Raw genomic sequence first — 14,840 nt, 5'->3', positions numbered from 1 at the left:
CATTGGGGGATCGTCATGACCGACACCGACCTGACTCGGCTGCCCGACGTCCGCGAGCAGCGACCGCTCGGCTACTGGCTGAAGCACATCGACGGAGCCATCGAGGAGAACTTCGGCCGGCTGCTCGCCGCGGACGGACTCAACCGGCGAGGGTGGCAGGTGCTGAACGCCCTCTCGTACGAGCCGATCACCATCGCCGAACTCGACGACACCATGGCGGCGTTCCTGTCCACCGACGAGCCCACCATGCGCCCGTACGTCGACCGTTTCGTCGAGCGCGGCTGGGCGCACATCGCTGACGACGACACCGCGACGCTGACCGACGAGGGCCGACAGGCGCACCAGCGGGTCTCCGAGAAGTCCGGAATCCTGAGGGCGCAGGTGATGGAGTGCCTCTCACCCGAGGAGTACGGACTGCTGGTGAACCTGCTTCAGCGGGTCGCCACTCACCTCGACGCCTTGACGGCGGAGACGCCCCGTCAGTGATCGCGGGAGGAGGGAAGGGGAAGCGCGAGGCACCCAACCCTCGGAAAACCCGGGCGGCCACGGGCGCCCAGCCGTTGAGGGCTTCGTTCGCGCCTGTCTGACGGTCCGCGAGGAAGTCGGCGGTTCGGGCGCGCAACCACATCGCTTCGGCGCAACGATCTCCCGGCAACAGGGCGGCTCAGCCACAGGATTTGGCAGCGATCCGGCACCGCGTGGGCAGCCGAATGCCAGGATGGGCGTATGACGACGATCGACGGTGAGGTCGAGGCCGGGTTCGAACCGGTGCGGGCGGCGTTCGAGGCCAACTTCGCCCGGCACGGGGACATCGGAGCCGCGGTGTGCGTGTACCACGATGGCCGGCCGGTGGTGGATCTGTGGAGTGGAGTCGCCGACCCTGACACCGGTCGCCCGTGGACGCGGGACACGCTGCAACTCGTCTACTCGGCGACCAAGGGGGCGACCGCGACCGCGGCGCATCTGCTGGCCCAGCGCGGCGCGCTGGACCTGGACGCGCCGGTGGCCAAGTACTGGCCGGAGTTCGCCGCGAACGGCAAGGCGGACATCCCGGTGCGCCGGCTGTTGTCCCACCAGGCCGGCCTGGTCGCGCTGGACCAACCGGTGACCCTGGCCGAGGCGTTGGCCTGGGAGCCGATGGTGGCCGCGCTGGCCGCTCAGCGCCCCCTGTGGGCTCCGGGCACCGCGCACGGGTATCACGGCCGGACCTTCGGCTGGCTGGTCGGCGAGGTGATCCGCCGGGTCTCCGGCCGCACACCGGGCCGCTTCTTCGCCGACGAGATCGCCGCTCCACTGGGGCTGGACTTCTTCATCGGCTTGCCGGGCAGTGAACGCGACCGCGTCAGCCGCATGGTGTACCAAGAGCCGGAGGTCGACTTCACCGCCCTCCCTCCGGAGTCGATCCCCGCGGAGTTCCGCGACATGGTCGCCGCCTTGCGCGACCCGAACTCGCTCACCAACCGGGCGTTCTCGGTCACCGACCCGGCCGAGATCGACTTCAACTCGCCCGAGGTGCAGGCCGCGGAGCTCCCGGCCTCCAACGGCATCGGTACCGCGCGCGGACTGGCACGCATGTACGCCGCGCTGATCGGCGAGGTGGACGGCGTACGCCTGCTCACCCCGGACACCCTCGCATCGGCGACCGAGGAGCAGGCCGACGGGGTGGACCAGGTGATGATGGTGCCGACCCGGTTCAGCTCCGGATACATGCTGCCCACCGAGACCAACCCCATGACCGGGCCGAACTCCTTCGGCCACCCCGGTCGAGGCGGTTCACTGGGCTTCGCCGACCCCGAGCACGGCATCGCCTTCGGCTACGTGATGAACAACATCATCGAGGGCCCCAACGATATGCGTGCGATGTCGCTGGTCGACGCGGTGCGAAGGTCGCTGGCGTAACGGATCGAGGGTGACGCGGGAAGACCGGCCCCGTAATCACCATCACCGGAAGGAGCGGCATCACCGGAAAGAGCGGCCCGTTCCTGGCGTGCCGGCTCACCGGCGGTCACCGCGTACGCCAAGAGATCACCGTCCGACAGACCGAAGTCACCAGCGTCGTCGGGCCCGCATGCAGGCCCGACGACTCCGACCTACGGTGGAAGAACAGACAGCGGCAGCCAGCAGCGCGCACCGGGGGAGGTGACGCCGATGCCGGACGAGCAGAGGGCCACATCGACAGCCGCTGTGGAGCAGGCGATCGCCGATCAGCTTCGCTCCTCGTTTCGGGGTGAGGTGATCGACCGCCGCCATCCCGGCTACGACAAGGCCCGCGCCGTGTGGAACGGCCTGATCGACCGTCGCCCCGGCCTCATCGCCCGCTGCTCCGGCACGGCGGACGTCGTCGAGGTGCTACGGATCGCGCGCGAGCACCGTCCCGTCGTCAGCATCCGCGGTGGCGGGCACCAGGTGGCGGGCAGCGCGGTGTGCGACGACGGGCTGGTGATCGACCTCTCGCGGCTGAAGGGCGTCTACGTCGACCCCGCGGCCCGTACGGCACGCGCCCAGGCGGGCGTGACCTGGGGCGAACTGGACCGCGAGACCCAGCTGCACGGTCTGGCCACGCCGGGAGGCGAGATCTCGGCGACCGGGATCGCGGGTCTCACGCTCGGCGGCGGCCTTGGGTTCGTGATGCGGACGTTCGGTCTGAGCTGCGACAGTGTCCGATCGCTGGAGATCGTCACCGCGGACGGCGCGGTGCGCACCGCGAACCGGGAGGAGGAGCCCGACCTGTTCTGGGCAGCGCGCGGCGGAGGCCGGGGTATCGGGGTCGTCACATCCTTCGAGTTCGACCTCCATTCGCTCGGCCCCTTGGTGGCCGCGGTGCTGGTTCTCCACCCGTACGAGCACGCCGAGGCAGTACTACGGGCCTGGCGGGACGCGACTTACACCGCGCCGGAGACGGTGACGTCGGAAATCGTGCTCTGGAGCGTCCCTGCCGACCCCGGGATCCCGCAGGAACTGCACAGATCGAACTGCGTCATAGTCGGCGCCGTGTACGGGGGCCCGCCGGGCGACGGTGCCACCGCCGCGCTGGCGCCGCAGCACGAGCTCGGCCCGCCGCTGATCGACCTGAGCGGAACCCTGCCCTACGTAGTGCTGCAGAGCGCGAACACCCCGCGGTTCCCCGACGGCGAACGCTATTTCATGAAGTCCCACTTCATGAACGAGCTGAATGACGAGGCCATCAGCACCATGCTGGACTGGGACTCCCGGCGGCCGACCCCGGAGAGCCTCATCGTCATCCGCACCCTCGGCGGCGCCGTGGCGCGCGTCGACCCCGACGACAGCGCGTTCGCACACCGGTCCGCGCGCTACAACCTGAGCATCGACGCGGGCTGGCGGGACCCGGCGCTGGACGAGGCCGCGATCGGGTGGGCACGCTCGGCGTGGGACGCGATGAAGCCGTTTTCGAGCGGCGGAACATACGTCAACTTCGCCGGGCTCGGCGAGGACGCGAGCGAACTGCGAGGCGCGGTCTTCGGCTCGCATGAGGAGCGACTTGAGCGCATCCGCGCCGGGTACGACCCGGAGGGACTGTTCGTATCGGCTGCGCGGAGGCCGTGAGCATGTGAACAGGCCGTGGTGCAGGCGGTCGCGCCTGTTGCGTTTCGCCAGCGCGTCTATGAAGGCGCGCCAGGCTTGGGGGCGAACGTTGATGATGGGACCACTGGCACGCTTGGGGTCTCGTACAAGCGTGGTGTTATCGACGCGCGCCCATTCCACGCACTCGGTCCCATTGCCGCCGCTGTACGAGGACTTGAACCACTGCTGCTCTGAGGGTGCCGTCACAAGATCCCTTGGCTTATGCGATCGAATTTCCGGGCTTATGCGATCGACAGGCTCGGCACTTGAACGCGTTCCGGTACGGCTGACCGCCGCACGGGAGCTGTCCGGCGAGCAACCGCACCCCAGGCCTTGCACGTGCCGTTCGGTTGTCACGTCTGACTCCGCCGCCCGAGGCGGATGAGGAACTCGTTGTCCTCAGGGAACGTGTCGTTGTCGCTGAACTCGGCGAGCTGGTTCCTCACCGCCTTCTCGAACTCCTCCAGCCGGTCGCCGAAAAGGTGGGGTGCGGCGAAGGAGGTGGAGTAGAGGTGACCGAGGATGCTTTCGCTCGTCCAGGTGCGTTGGACGGGTACGCGCACTTCCTCGACCCGATTGAACGGCGACTCCTCCATGATCTCGCTGTACGAGCGGTTGTGGTGCTGGAAGGTGCCCGAACCCGCGCGGCGTTCCTCGCCGAGAAATATCTTGATCACGTCGCGGACCGCCTCCTTCCAGGGGCTGCCCGCAGCCCAGAAGCTGTTGTCGCCGAAGATCGCGACGACGCCGTCCGAGGCGACCTGGCTGTCCAAGAGGTTCAGTACGGCGCCTTGGTCGAGCCAGTGGAACGCCCGGCAGATGGTGACCAGGTCGGCCTGCCAGTCTGCGGGCGGGACGAAGTTCTCTGCGGTGCTCTCCACGAGCAATAGACGGGAGCTGCCGGGCAGTCTCGGACGAAGCGCGGACTCGGCGGCGGCGAGCATCTCCGCGTCGCTGTCGATGGCGATGATGTCGTCGAACCGGGCCAGCAGTGCCTCGACGACGAGCCCCGTGCCGGTGCCGACGTCCAGAAGACGTCGCGGGCCCTTGGGCCGCGCCGGGGTGATCTGGTCCAGGACAGTGGTGACGCCCTCGGGGATGCCGGGGCGGAACTGGCGGTAGTAGGTGGCGGTTCCGGTGAAGAGGTTCATGTATTCGTGCTCCGTGCTGCGAGGTACTGGATATGCGTGGCGGCCGCCGCCAGGTCGGAGGCGACGAGCACGCCGTGGTTAACGACCAGGGACTCGTCGGGGACGTTCTTTCCGCTTCGCCGCCCCGAGCACGGCATCGCCTTCGGCTACGTGATGAACCACACCATTGAGGGCCCCAAGGATATGCGTGCGATGTCGCTGGTCGACGCAGTGCGAAGGTCGCTGGCGTAACGGATCGAGGTTGACGCTGGAAGACCGGCCCCGCAATCACCGGAAGGGGAAGCACGAGGGGGCTTTGGTAGGTCAAAACGTCGGGCGCCCGTCGTGGAGATACAGCACCCGGCCAGTGACGAGGGCTTTGAAGGCTGCATCAAGGCGGCGCGCCATGCGCTCTCGGACCATCGACTGGGCCTCACTTGAGGAGGCGAACTCCACGGCGGACAACTCCTCATCGTGAGGCCGGATCGAAGAGGCCCGGGTGTCGTCGACCACGCCGCCATCGAAGATGAGGGCAATCTGGTCGTCCCACGGCCCGTGCGGAGGAACCCAGTCGACCACCAGCAACTCACGGAGAACGACGTCCAGACCAAGCTCCTCGCGCAGTTCCCGCAATGCAGCCTCGTGCGGGGGCTCGTTGGCCTCGACCATTCCGCCGGGGAGATCCCAACCGGGCTTATACGTCGGCTTGACCAGCAGAACTCGTCCGGTCGGATCTCGAATGAGGACATCGGCACCGACACGCTTACGAGCCTGGGTGGCATTACCCTCGGCCAGCCAGTCCCTGTAGGCGTCCGGGTCGGCAGGAACGGGCCTCATACGGGGTGGCCTCCCTGAGGAGTGAGAATGTCGGCGAGCAGCAGCATTCTGGCCCTGCGCTCGGCCGTGAGCCGCATCAGGAACTCCCGTACCGGAGGGTGCGACCGGTTGGGTTCGAACTGTGCACCGAGTGATTGGAGCTGCTGCATGACCCTGACCGAACCCAGAGTGGGCGCGGTCGCGGTCAGCAACTCCTCGCCCACGAGGAGGGCGGCGTCCAGGTCTCCGCACTGCACATGGAGGCCGGCGAGGGCGATTCTGGACAGGGCGAGCGAGCGTGCACGTCCGGCTTCGCGGAGATCAACAGCCTGTCGGGCGTATTCGACAGCTTCCCGTAAGCGGCCCATGTCACGTAGGGCCTCGGCGCTTTCGCTGGCAAGGGCGGCGGCATCGAACGGGCTGACCCAGGGATGAGCCACTTTGACTGGCGCGTCGCGGAGGGTGAGACGAGCCTGGTCGAGGGCCCGCTCGGCTGCGGAGTGCTGTCCTGCCGCGGCGAGAGCACGGGCCTGCATGGCATGGAGTCGGGCAATGAGAGTAGGTACGCGAGGGCCTTCGCTCGCCGCGTCGAGCCCCGTCTGCGCCCAATGCACAGCTGCGGCAGAATCACCGGCCTGTAGAGCTAAGTGGGAACTGGACGCGGCGATGTTGGCGGTCAACGCGGTGTCCCCAGAAGCGCGGGCGAGGGGCAGGGCGCGAGCGAAGTGCGCCTGGGCCACTCGGTCGCGCCCCGAGTCGTGTGCCATCCAGCCGGCCATCTCCGTCAGGGCTGCCGCCGCAGCGAACGCCTGGCCACCGCTGAGGTCGACAAGCCGAGGCGCTACATGTTCGCGGAGGTGGGTGACGACAGCGGAGTAGAGACGGCCCCCGCCAGTTGCCCGGTCCGCGTGCCGGAATGCGTCCACGGCCGCCACATCGTCTTCCTCGACGCTGTCGATCAACGGCGCCAAAGATACGCTGGACGTTGCTCGGGGCGCGTGGTCTCGTGGCTCCCAGTGGCGTCGGGCCAGACCGAGGAGATGTCCGGGGATGTGGAAGGCGTCGGCGATCTGCTCGAAGATGGCCAGTCGTTCCACGCGGCTCTTGCCGTTCATGTAGTCGTACAGGCGCCCCTGTGCGATTCCGACCGCTGCGGCGATCTTGCGGGTGCTGACGCCGCGATGGTTGAGCATCCGAAACACGGATCCCATGTCCCGGTCGGCGCATGCAGACAGGAACCTCTCGTGGGCGAGTAGCCCGGCGACGATCTCGCGTGGCTCTGGCGGCAACTGCGGCTCCCCTGGCTGTAATCCGAGGCTACTCCTCGGTGACTCCATCGTGGAGTCACCCTGTGGAGTCACGCAGATCCCACCGTTCGTCATTGACTTGTTTCCGCAATCACCGGGGCGTGAGACACCAGCCGTGCATGGGCCTCCCTCTCTCCCCGGAACACCGCCATGGATTACGAGAGAGGAACGTCGATGACCGTGGACAGCATGGCGGGCGAGGTAGATCGAGCTGCATTGCTCCTTGAGGCACAGCAGACCACACAGGCCCGGCTCGACGTACCTCCGCTCACTGAAACCTTGGAGCGCACGGAGAGCCTGACCCGCGGACTGAAGGCACTTTCTGAAGAGTTGGCCGATTCCGACCGAGAGGCGGTATGTGTCATGCGGCGCTTGGCCGAACGGCTACTAGTAGAACCTCCCGATGAGACGGCCAGCCCATTCAAGGCTTGGCAGTACCTCCTGAACCTAGCCCGCACCGCCCAGGCCCTCCTCGCTATCACTGGGAGGACTCGGTGAGGCGCGACTGCCCCGTCTGCGAGGGGTTCCGCCAAGAGCGGGCCACGCAGCTCCGCACCCGCCGTGGAGACCTCGGCGACCTGCTGATCCGCGTTGCCCTCCACGAAGGAAGCGCGCACCCCAAGCCGACCCCACCGTCTGCGCGATGAAGCAGCGTGCAGACGTGGCCTTTCATGCCCTGGACTGCGCGGGTCTCGCCCATGAGTCCATCTGGTCGGCCGATCACCACCCGAAGCAGAAGGAGAACCCATGACAACTCACAGCACACCGGATCAGCTCGGCCCTGCACGCCCATGGGGCGTCAGCCGACTGGCCCCCTACCCCACGACGGTGAAGTTGCCATTTACGACGGTCACCATCGATCCCGCAACCCAGACCGGCGTGTTCCGCGACCGCTTGGGACAGGTGGTGGAGTTGGGTAAGCACGGAACCAGCACCGGCACGGAGACCTCCACCTCCACCAACCTCGACTCCCAGAACGATCAGGGCCACGATCAGGACAGCCAGCAGGACTGATCGCCATGACAGAGGAGAGGTCCGTGCTGGTGGCCACCGAGGCGAACGACGTCACCGCCGACATGGTGATCAACCACCTCAACCGGCGTGGTGTGCCCGTGGTTCGCTTGAATCCGGCCGACATCGGCCCGGATCTGACGGTCTCAGCTCGGTTTGGCGACTCCCCGGCCCCGGTCGCCGGGCAGGTGCGTACCCGGTCGAGAACCGCAGATCTGGAGCGCGTCGGGGCGGTGTACTGGCGCCGCCCCGTCTGGCCCGCGTTCGAGCACCTTCAGGATGCAGATGCGCGGTTCGCAGCCGCGCAGGTGCGCTACGGGCTCGGCGGCACCCTTTACGCCCTTCAAGGCTGCCTGTGGGTCAACCACCCTCTCAGGGATGCCGCCGCTGACTACAAGCCTGCCCAGCTTGCAGTCGCCCACCAAATGGGATTCATGGTGCCGCCGACGCTTGTGACGAACGACCCCGACGAGGCGCGCCGGTTCATTCGCGAACACGGCCAGGTGATCCACAAGACGCTGCGGTGGACCCCTTATCAGCGAGAGGGCATCGGCCTCACGTCGTGGGCGGAGCCGGTCCACGCGGAAGACCTGGACGACACGGTGCGCGTCACACCGCATCTGTTCCAGGCCCGCGTGGACAAGGCCGCCGATCTGCGGGTGCTGATCGTCGGGCGGCGCGTGTTCGCGGTACGCATCGACTCCGACCTCCTTGACTGGCGCAAGGACTACAGCGCGCTCACATACAGCGTGGTAGACCTGCCGAACCGCCTGGAAAAGACCTTGCTGGCGTATCTCGATCACTTCGGCCTCGCCTCAGGGTCCTTTGATCTCGCCGTGGACCGCGAGGGGGAGCCCCACTGGCTGGAGCTGAACCCCAACGGCCAGTGGGGATGGCTGGAGGAGAAGACCGGATTGGGGATGGCTGCCGCGTTCGCCGACCTGCTCACCCAAAGGAGAAGCTGATGCTCTTGCCTGACAGCGCCCCCCAGCGGCGTGCGCTCGCTGATCGGCTGGAAGAGGCGGGAGCCCTCAGAAGCCCACAGTGGCGTGCGGCGGTTGAGGCCATTCCGCGTGAGCTGTTCCTCAACCCAGGAGTGTTCCTGCCGACCGAGGCCGGACGCTGGCGACCGATGACCACGCTCGGTACGGACGCGAAAGAGTGGATGGAGATCGCGTACAGCGATCAGTCGCTCGCCACCCAACTCGATGGCCACCTGACCGCCGACCAGGCAGCCGGGCTCGTCGCCGGGGTGCCAACCTCCTCCTCCACCATGCCCATGACCGTGGTTGGCATGATCGAGGACCTGGAGGTGGACGACGGACGCACGGTGCTGGAGATTGGCACAGGCACCGGCTACTCCACCGCCCTCATGTGCCACCGCCTAGGCGAGGACAACGTCACCACGATCGAAGTAGACCCGCAGGTCGCCGCCCGTGCAGACGCCGCACTTGAGGAAGCCGGGTTCTCTACGTGGACCGTGACTGGTGACGGCCTCCTCGGCCACCCGGCCCGCGCTCCATACGACCGGGTGATCGCCACCTGCGCCGTACGCCGGATCCCCTACACCTGGGTCCGCCAGACCAAGCCCGGCGGCATCATCCTCGCCACGGTCGGATCCTGGCCGTACGGCACTGGTCTAGCCAAGGTCACCGTGAACGAGGACGGGAGCGCCGAGGGACGGATCATTGGCCGGTCCTCCTTCATGCAGGCTCGCTCCCAGGCCGCCGCGCCGCTGGCCGGTGATCTGACGGCCCGCACCGCCTACCCGGATACGGTGCGACCCGCGAAGGCTCCGCCGAGCCTGCTGGAGGAATGGATGCCGGCCTTCATCGCCCAGCTCGCTGCTCCGGGGACACAGTTCGTGCGTGCCGTGGATGGCGATGGTGCGCAGTTGTTGTACTTGTTCGATGCCGAGAGGGAGTCTTTCGCCGCCTTCACGGAAGACACCTCTGGCTGGGTTGTCCGGCAAGGCGGTCCCGTGACTCTGTGGGACGAAATCGAGCAGGTACTTACGGCCTGGCAGGACGCGGGACGACCGGACATCAGCAATGTCCAGCTTCACATCATTGACCGTGCCCACACCTACTGGATCGAGAAGCAGCCCGCGCTGCGGTGGGAACACCGCCTTGCCTGAGCCGCTGTGGGCGCTCGTTTTTGTGTGTGAATGTGTCCGAGGCCGTGTGGGAGAGAGCCATCCCGCATGCGGAGTAGCGGATTCGCTGAGCTTCGCCGCGCTACCTCCCGCGGACCCCAACCTCACCTTGGCTAAGAGCGCCTATGAAGTTACACCACGCTCGGGCCCGTACAGCGAGTACGGGCCCGTCGCCCTGCTTGGAGTCTCGTACAAACATGCCGTTGGGGTTGTACGCGCACTCCACGCATTCGGTCCCGCTGCCGCCGCTATACGAGGACTTGAACCAGCGGTGTGCTGAACGTGCCGTCACAAGATCTCCTGGCTTACGCAGTCGACTAGCTCGGCCGAGGACTCAAAATCGAGTGCCTGGGCGCTGAGGTACTCGAACGCCACGGTGGGCAGGCCGTCACCCGGCAGCGATGGCCGAGTACGCCCACACATCTGCTGGGATCTCGTGCTTCAACCGCCACGTAATGGCCATTGGCTTGCTGCCCTTGTGCTCGACATACTCGGCGGGGCCGAGCAGCATCCACGGCTGGGCCCCGCCTATGTCGGTGCTCTTGTAGCGGCGAACGAAGAGCAGGACATGGCTGCCTTCGGCGGAATGATGCTGGTAGCGAAGGCCCGTGGGGGACGTTTCCGACGTTTGGTTCTGCGACTCCCAGTGGAAGAGGGTCTCGTTGAGTGCGTAGTCGTGATAGCGAGTCTGTGGGGAGAAGTCCTTCTCGTCCTTTTCCAGGGTGATGAGTAGCGCGTCGGTCTTCATGGACTCGCACCACTTCACGCCCTCGCGGAAGTCACCCGGCATGAAGCCGCCGATGTGGGACTGGCCGAGTGCGGGCAGGATCTCTTCACGACTGTAGGAGGCGTGGACGGTCAGGGGGACGCCGCCGGGGCCGCCGATCCCGAGGAGCGGAATCGGGACGTGCTCGGTGTGGGCGAGGTTGTACTCCAGCACTTGCCGTAGCTCACTGCGTACGGCGTGCTGGTTAGCCAGTGAGGCAAAGCCAGCGTCGTAGTCTGCGAAGCCCTTACGGGTGACGCCGCCCAAGGGCCACAGCTGGAAGAAGAGCATGCGGGCGTAGGCCTGCTGCTGCTCGTTGAGGGCGGTATAGGGCGGGGCGTCGTCCTCCAGCATGCGTGTGTAGGCGGCAACGCGCAGCGGGTCGTCCACGTGAAGGAAGGCAGACACCCGCTTGAGGAGCGCCGCCTCTCCCTCTGGTGCCTCGCCCTTCAATAGGCCGGAGCGCCGGAGCAGGCCAGTCCACGAGTTGCCGTTGCCTCGGTAGAGCTCTTTGAGCTCGCGCCCGCTCTCGTAGAGATAGCGGCTCAGCTTCGGTTCGGCATAGTCGGCTACCTCGCGTGCCAGCGCCGTGACGTTTACGCCGATCTGCTCCTTGATGTTGGCAATGATCGCCTTCTTCGCCTTCTCCTCCAGGATGATCTGGCAACCAGAGGGAAGCTGCGGGAAGTCGTGCTCGATGTGGTCGAGCAGGCGCTTGCGCGTCAGGTTCGTGAGGGCTCGGAACTGGTTCTCGAACCGGAACTCCTTGCGGTGCTGTCCGATGAAGTCCAGCACGGTGAGGACCGCCTTGTTCTCGCTGCGACGTAGGCCGCGGCCGAGCTGCTGGAGGAAGATGGTCGCGCTGGAGGTCGGGCGTAGCAGGAGCAGCGTGTCCACGTCGGGGATGTCGAGGCCTTCGTTGAAGAGGTCGACTGAGAAGATCACTTGCAGTGCTCCCGACGCGAGGTCAGCAAGAGCTTGCTTGCGTTCCTCGGCCGGAGTCTCCCCTGAGAGGGCAACGGCATTGAGGCCGGCGTTCCGGAAGAACTCAGCCATGAAGTGCGCGTGCGCGACTGAGACGCAGAAGCCGAGCGCTCGCATGACTCCAGGCTCGGCGACCTTCTCCTCAACGGCCTTTACGACCAGACGCGCTCGTGCGTCGTTGCCGGTCAGCACGTTGCTCAGAGCGCTTGCGTCGTAGGCACCGCGCTTCCATTCGACGGCGCTCAGGTCGGTGTTGTCACTGATGCCGAAGTAGTGGAAAGGGCTCAGGAGGTCGTTCTCCAGGGCCTCCCACAGCCGCATCTCGGCGGCGATCCGGCCGTCGAAGAACTCGTCCTGGATGTTCTTGCCGTCCATGCGTTCGGGGGTGGCGGTCAACCCGAGCAGTTCCAGCGGCTCGAAGTGATCGAGGATCTTCCGATATGTCGGTGACGTACCGTGGTGGAACTCGTCGATGACGATCACGTCGAAGTGATCAGGAGCGAGCTGGTCTAGGGCACGTGCGTTCAGCGACTGCACGCTCGCGAAGACGTGCGTCCAGCGTTCCGGGATCTCTCCGCTGTGGAGCGACTCGCCGAAGTTCGCGTCCACCAAGACATCTTGGTACGTGCGGAGCGACTGCTGGAGGATTTCTTTGCGATGGGCGACGAACAGCAGCCGTAGGTCACGGCCGTGCTTCTTGCGGAGTTGCTTGTAGTCGAGCGCTGCCATCACGGTCTTGCCGGTCCCGGTTGCTGCGACGAGTAGATTCCGGTGCCGGTCGTGGACCTCGCGTTCGACTTCTAGCCGCTCCAACATGTCTCGCTGGTGTGGGTAAGGCCGTACCTCAAGGCCAGACAGCGTGATCCCACGGTCCGCTGCTGTCTTCGAGGAGGTACCTCCCGCAATGGCTAGCGCTTCCTGAAGCCGGTTTCCATCGGCCACCGGGTCATACGCCTCGAAGGACGGATCGCTCCAGTAGGCCTCGAAGGTTGCGTCGAACTTTCGCAGGACGTCAGGTGTAGCGACGGACGACAGCCGGACGTTCCATTCCAGGCCGTCGAGCAACGCGGTCTTGGAGAGGTTGGAGCTGCCGACGTACGCCGTGTTGTAGCCGCTGCTGCGACGGAACAGCCAAGCCTTCGCATGCAGCCGCGTCGACCGTGTCTCGTAGTTGACCTTCACCTGGGCGTTGAACTCTTGCACCAGCCGGTCCAGGGCACGCCGCTCGGTAGCTCCGATGTACGTGGTCGTGATGACGCGTATGCGCACGCCTCGCTCATGGGCTGCTTTGAGGGACTGCTCTATGACCCGCAGCCCGTGCCACTTCACGAAGGCGCAGAGCAGGTCGATTCGGTCAGCTGTGGCTAGCTCGGCGCGCAACTCGAAACCAAGGCTGGGGTCTTCCGGGGAGTTGGTGATGAGCGCAGCGTCGGAGAGTGGGATGCCGGGGCGCACGGCAAACACGCCCGGAGCCTCTTGTCTCGCCAGTGCGAGGAGTTGACGAGGCCCATCGGCTACCAGGTCCACCCACTCCTGCGCTCCTTCAAGGGTGCTGATGGACTCCAGAACATGATTGGCCGCGTACACCTGCTCCTCGGTCGGGAGGCTCTGCAGTATGCGCTGAACTGTTCCCGCAACGTGCCTGGCCAAGACGTGAGGAACGGACTCAGGGCCCACCATGTCGCTGACGGGGTGCCACCCGAGGTTGGCAAGTTCCTTCAGATGCTGTTCAAAACGGAGCGTGATGAGCTGTTCGTACAGTCCAGCGGATGGGGCTGGCGCGTTGCTGTGGTTTTGAGGCATCGGGCTGCTCCCCCGGCGAGCATGTGGATGGATGATGCAGCTGTTGTATCAGGAGGCACTGACAGGGCCATGTCGCGGTCGGATGTGGTCATCGACTGCGACCGGTGGATCTATTTAGAGGCACAACTGATCGAACATGGCTACTTTTTGGTCGTGCTTCTACGTGACCTGCTCATACGCATAGCGGAGACCTACGACCCGAAGGCTGGTACCTCCAACAAGGTGTCAGCGCAAGTTCTCCTCAGGAGGGTGAGGAGGATGACCGATCTCCCGTTGCCACACGGCTTTGTTGCTTCAGGACATGGTGGACAAACGTCAGCAAGTAGCACTCCGTGGATCGGTGTCTTTGATCCGGCGATCAACACCCAGCCTCACGACGGGCTGTACCTCGCCTACATCTTCGACGCGAGCCTGACCTCCGTAACGCTGACGTTGCAGCAGGGGGTCACCAAGCTCTCCAAGGAGTACACCAAGCAAGCCGACTTGCGGCGTGAGTTGGAGCGACGGGGGAAGTATCTCCACGCAGGAATTCAGCCAGAGTTGGCCATGAACTGGCAACACGTGCCGGTCTTCGGTTCGAAGGCCGAGCGGCCTCGCGCGTACGAGTCGGGGAGCGTCGTGGCTCGACGCTACGAGATTATGCACATGCCCTCTGAGGATGTCCTTGCCGAGGACCTTCGCGTAGCGTCCCTGCTGCTTCGGGATGCTGCGGCGAGCCAGCGCGTCTGGCTTCAGACTCCGACTGACAACGAGCCCTTTGTGTACGTGAACGAAGGGCATGTCCCCGCTGACGACCCACTGGACGACTTCCACCCAAACGACAGCAGCGATTACTACGTACGCATCAAGGGAGGTAAGCATCGCAGGGAGCGTCGGCATGAAGAGCTCATCAAGGACTTCGGCCTCCATGTCGTCACACGCGGATACACGCCTATCACGCAAGGTATGTATCCGAGGGACCTGGTCTTGCGCCGTGCTGTCGTGGATGGAGAGCGTGCCTGGTTGATAGAGGGCAAGGCAGTACGGAAGGGCAACGCCACAAAAGCCGTTCGTGAAGCTGTCGGTCAGCTCTTGGAGTACAGCTACTACTGGCACGAGAAGCTCGGGGAGCCGAAGCCGCATCTGATTGCCCTGTTCACCGAGGATATTGGGCACTACGCCGAGTACCTTGAGGACCATGGCATCGCTTCGATCTGGCGCAGCCACGACGGCGACTGGGCGGGCTCACCCATGGCTGTTTCCTGGGGCCTAGTTGCGACTTGATGCGGTTGTCAGTCTCGGGTGCC

The 14,840-nt window shown here is 65.7% G+C and carries 12 protein-coding genes and 2 pseudogenes; 8 read left to right on the top strand and 6 right to left on the bottom strand.

Annotation, left to right across the window (positions count from 1 at the left end; translation table 11 throughout):
- Positions 1-15 precede the first annotated feature (15 nt).
- From Q2K21_RS30730 to Q2K21_RS30720, 3 genes are all read left to right on the top strand, one after another.
- Positions 16-486, top strand: coding sequence for a MarR family winged helix-turn-helix transcriptional regulator (locus Q2K21_RS30730; RefSeq protein ID WP_310777548.1), 471 nt, complete (start codon positions 16-18; stop codon positions 484-486).
- A gap of 240 nt (positions 487-726) precedes the next feature.
- Positions 727-1,899, top strand: a complete 1,173-nt coding sequence (locus Q2K21_RS30725) for a serine hydrolase domain-containing protein (RefSeq protein ID WP_310777546.1) — start codon at positions 727-729, stop codon at positions 1,897-1,899.
- Between the two features lie 249 nt (positions 1,900-2,148).
- Positions 2,149-3,564 (top strand): FAD-binding oxidoreductase, encoded by a 1,416-nt coding sequence (locus Q2K21_RS30720; protein WP_310777544.1) that lies wholly within the window; start codon positions 2,149-2,151, stop codon positions 3,562-3,564.
- 60 nt (positions 3,565-3,624) lie between these two features.
- On the opposite strand, the pseudogene Q2K21_RS30715 reads toward Q2K21_RS30720, so the two are convergent.
- Together Q2K21_RS30715 and Q2K21_RS30710 are read right to left on the bottom strand one after the other, a co-directional pair.
- Positions 3,625-3,789, bottom strand: a pseudogene (locus Q2K21_RS30715) (DUF397 domain-containing protein); the annotation flags it as partial.
- A 146-nt stretch (positions 3,790-3,935) separates the two neighbouring features.
- Positions 3,936-4,733, bottom strand: a complete 798-nt coding sequence (locus tag Q2K21_RS30710) for a class I SAM-dependent methyltransferase (protein WP_310777541.1) — start codon at positions 4,731-4,733, stop codon at positions 3,936-3,938.
- A 91-nt stretch (positions 4,734-4,824) separates the two neighbouring features.
- Here Q2K21_RS30710 and Q2K21_RS35950 point away from each other — a divergent pair.
- A pseudogene (locus tag Q2K21_RS35950) lies at positions 4,825-4,964 on the top strand (esterase); the annotation flags it as partial.
- Positions 4,965-5,036: 72 nt separating this feature from the next.
- Here the strand turns inward: Q2K21_RS35950 and Q2K21_RS30705 are convergent.
- A complete protein-coding gene (locus tag Q2K21_RS30705) occupies positions 5,037-5,549 on the bottom strand; it encodes an NUDIX hydrolase (protein ID WP_310777538.1) in 513 nt (170 codons plus the stop codon).
- The gene (locus Q2K21_RS30700; protein ID WP_310777535.1) at positions 5,546-6,721 is read right to left on the bottom strand and encodes a helix-turn-helix domain-containing protein; all 1,176 of its coding nucleotides are present in this window, start codon (positions 6,719-6,721) and stop codon (positions 5,546-5,548) included. Before Q2K21_RS30700 ends, Q2K21_RS30705 begins: the two co-directional genes overlap by 4 nt.
- Positions 6,722-7,582: 861 nt before the next feature.
- Here Q2K21_RS30700 and tgmA point away from each other — a divergent pair.
- Genes tgmA through tgmC form a run of 3 tightly spaced genes read left to right on the top strand, consistent with a single transcriptional unit; the run spans position 7,583 to position 9,983 of the window.
- Positions 7,583-7,849 carry a putative ATP-grasp-modified RiPP gene (gene tgmA, locus Q2K21_RS30695; protein ID WP_310777532.1) on the top strand — a complete coding sequence of 89 codons (267 nt, stop codon included), beginning with the start codon at positions 7,583-7,585 and terminating at the stop codon, positions 7,847-7,849.
- A 5-nt stretch (positions 7,850-7,854) separates the two neighbouring features.
- Positions 7,855-8,811, top strand: coding sequence for an ATP-grasp ribosomal peptide maturase (gene tgmB / locus Q2K21_RS30690; protein WP_310777529.1), 957 nt, complete (start codon positions 7,855-7,857; stop codon positions 8,809-8,811).
- A complete protein-coding gene (gene tgmC, locus Q2K21_RS30685; protein ID WP_310777526.1) occupies positions 8,811-9,983 on the top strand; it encodes an ATP-grasp peptide maturase system methyltransferase in 1,173 nt (390 codons plus the stop codon). The genes tgmB and tgmC overlap by 1 nt, the downstream gene beginning before the upstream one ends.
- Before the next feature lie 100 nt (positions 9,984-10,083).
- Here the strand turns inward: tgmC and Q2K21_RS30680 are convergent, their stop codons facing one another.
- Together Q2K21_RS30680 and Q2K21_RS30675 are read right to left on the bottom strand one after the other, a co-directional pair.
- Complete coding sequence (locus Q2K21_RS30680) at positions 10,084-10,293, bottom strand: DUF397 domain-containing protein (RefSeq protein ID WP_310777522.1); 210 nt, start codon at positions 10,291-10,293, stop codon at positions 10,084-10,086.
- Between the two features lie 96 nt (positions 10,294-10,389).
- Positions 10,390-13,365 (bottom strand): DEAD/DEAH box helicase, encoded by a 2,976-nt coding sequence (locus tag Q2K21_RS30675; RefSeq protein WP_310781337.1) that lies wholly within the window; start codon positions 13,363-13,365, stop codon positions 10,390-10,392.
- On the opposite strand from Q2K21_RS30675, the gene Q2K21_RS30670 reads away from it, so the two are divergent.
- On the top strand, positions 13,249-14,817 hold the full coding sequence (locus Q2K21_RS30670) for an MrcB family domain-containing protein (RefSeq protein WP_310777519.1): 1,569 nt from the start codon (positions 13,249-13,251) through the stop codon (positions 14,815-14,817). The genes Q2K21_RS30675 and Q2K21_RS30670 overlap by 117 nt on opposite strands.
- The last annotated feature ends 23 nt before the right edge of the window (positions 14,818-14,840 follow it).

It is taken from the genome of Streptomyces sp. CGMCC 4.7035, from assembly GCF_031583065.1.
In the GTDB taxonomy this organism is placed as follows: Bacteria; Actinomycetota; Actinomycetes; order Streptomycetales; family Streptomycetaceae; genus Streptomyces; species Streptomyces yaanensis.
The sequence above is the reverse complement of the archived record's forward strand: the minus strand, read 5'-3'. Positions and strand labels throughout refer to the sequence as shown.

Bases quoted from the DNA above. Each gene is read 5' to 3' on its own strand.
- Q2K21_RS30700 (WP_310777535.1), bottom strand. From the start codon at position 6,721: ATGCTCAACCATCGCGGCGTCAGCACCCGCAAGATCGCCGCAGCGGTC.
- Q2K21_RS30720 (WP_310777544.1), top strand. From the start codon at position 2,149: ATGCCGGACGAGCAGAGGGCCACATCGACAGCCGCTGTGGAGCAGGCG.
- tgmC (WP_310777526.1), top strand. From the start codon at position 8,811: ATGCTCTTGCCTGACAGCGCCCCCCAGCGGCGTGCGCTCGCTGATCGG.
- Q2K21_RS30730 (WP_310777548.1), top strand. From the start codon at position 16: ATGACCGACACCGACCTGACTCGGCTGCCCGACGTCCGCGAGCAGCGA.
- tgmA (WP_310777532.1), top strand. From the start codon at position 7,583: ATGACAACTCACAGCACACCGGATCAGCTCGGCCCTGCACGCCCATGG.
- Q2K21_RS30705 (WP_310777538.1), bottom strand. From the start codon at position 5,549: ATGAGGCCCGTTCCTGCCGACCCGGACGCCTACAGGGACTGGCTGGCC.
- Q2K21_RS30710 (WP_310777541.1), bottom strand. From the start codon at position 4,733: ATGAACCTCTTCACCGGAACCGCCACCTACTACCGCCAGTTCCGCCCC.
- Q2K21_RS30725 (WP_310777546.1), top strand. From the start codon at position 727: ATGACGACGATCGACGGTGAGGTCGAGGCCGGGTTCGAACCGGTGCGG.
- tgmB (WP_310777529.1), top strand. From the start codon at position 7,855: ATGACAGAGGAGAGGTCCGTGCTGGTGGCCACCGAGGCGAACGACGTC.